The sequence below is a fragment of the Streptomyces torulosus genome (assembly GCF_001419765.1).
Classification (GTDB): domain Bacteria; phylum Actinomycetota; class Actinomycetes; order Streptomycetales; family Streptomycetaceae; genus Streptomyces; species Streptomyces torulosus.
The window spans coordinates 1-1,520 of sequence record NZ_LIRK01000663.1 but is presented as its reverse complement, the minus strand read 5'-3'; the positions used below and the strand labels follow the sequence as shown (position 1 = coordinate 1,520).

The window sequence follows — 1,520 nt, the reverse complement described above, 5'->3', positions numbered from 1 at the left end:
GGCAGGCTCGACGTCCTGGTCAACGACATCTGGGGCGGCGAGAAACTGTTCGACTGGGATGCCCCGGTCTGGGAGCACGACCTCGACAACGGGCTGCGGCTGCTGCGGCTCGCCGTGGACACCCACGCGATCACCAGCCACCACGCGCTGCCCCTGCTGCTGCGCCACCCTGGCGGCCTGGTCGTCGAGATGACCGACGGCACCGCCGACTACAACCGCGCCACCTACCGCGTCTCCTTCTTCTACGACCTCGCCAAGGCCGCAGTGCTGCGCATGGCGTTCGCCCTGGGTCATGAACTGGGCCCCCGCGGTGCCACGGCCGTCGCCCTCACCCCGGGCTGGCTCCGCTCGGAGATGATGCTCGACGGCTACGGCGTGACCGAGGACAACTGGCGCGACGCCCTGGACACCGTCCCCCACTTCGCCATCTCCGAGACCCCGCGCTACGTCGGCCGGGCGGTCGCCGCCCTCGCCGCCGACCCCGACGTCGCCCGCCACAACGGCACCTCCCTCTCCAGCGGCGGCCTCGCCCAGGTGTACGGCTTCACGGACCTGGACGGCAGCCGCCCGGACGCCTGGCGCTACCTCGTAGAGGTCCAGGACGCAGACAAGCCGGCCGACACCACCGGCTACCGCTGACCCCAGGATCGCGTCGCACCTGTCCTGGTGATCGGGTGCGCAGTACGTTCTGGCGTATGTATGCGACGGGACGCTTCGAGGGGTACGGCGTGCTCATCACGGGTGCGGCGCGGGGGATCGGAGCGGCCACCGCTCGGCGGCTGGCCGGGGAGGGCGCTCGGGTCCTCGTCACCGACGTGGACCTGCCGGCGGCTGAACGGACCGCCGCGGACCTGCGCCGCCGGGGGTCCGCGGCGCACGCCTTCCCCTGCGACGTCGGCGACCGGGCCTCCGTCGAGGCGGCCGTCGCGCACGCCGTGGACCTCTTCGGCTCCCTCGACGTGCTCGTGAACAACGCCTTCGGCTGCACCCCGGACACACCCCTGTTCGAGGAGACCCCGGACGAGACCTGGGAGCGTGACCTCGACCTGACCCTCACCAGTGCGTTCCGCTGCTCGCGCGCCGCGCTGCCGCACCTGGTGGCCTCCGGGCGCGGGGCGATCGTCAACATCGGTTCCGTCAACGGCCTCCAGGACTTCGGCAACCACGCCTACAGCGCCGCCAAGGCGGGTCTCGCCTCGCTGACCCGTACCCTCGCCGGGGACGCCGCCCCGCGCGGTGTCCGCGTCAACCTCGTGGCCCCCGGCACGGTCCGCACCTCGGGCTGGGCGGGCCGTGAGGCTCACCTCGACGCCCTCGGCGAGATCTATCCGCTGGGCCGGGTCGGCGAACCGGAGGACATCGCGGCCGCCGTCGCGTTCCTGGCGTCGCGGGACGCCGCCTGGATCACCGGCACCACCCTCCGCGTCGACGGCGGCCTGCTGGCCGTGAACACCTCCTTCGACAGGGCGGCACGCGCCTGGCGCGAGAAGGAGCGTGCGGCGGGGGAGGAGGGGGACGCG

Annotated in this window: 2 protein-coding genes; both read left to right on the top strand. The window is 73.1% G+C overall.

Translation table 11 applies throughout. The features are described 5' to 3' along the window. Positions 1–639 (top strand): SDR family oxidoreductase (locus AOK23_RS36885; protein WP_055716857.1); only part of this gene is annotated, 639 nt, incomplete at its 5' end. Positions 640–695: 56 nt separating this feature from the next. After that, positions 696–1,520: SDR family NAD(P)-dependent oxidoreductase (locus AOK23_RS36880; RefSeq protein ID WP_107102962.1), on the top strand; the 825-nt coding region annotated here is incomplete at its 3' end.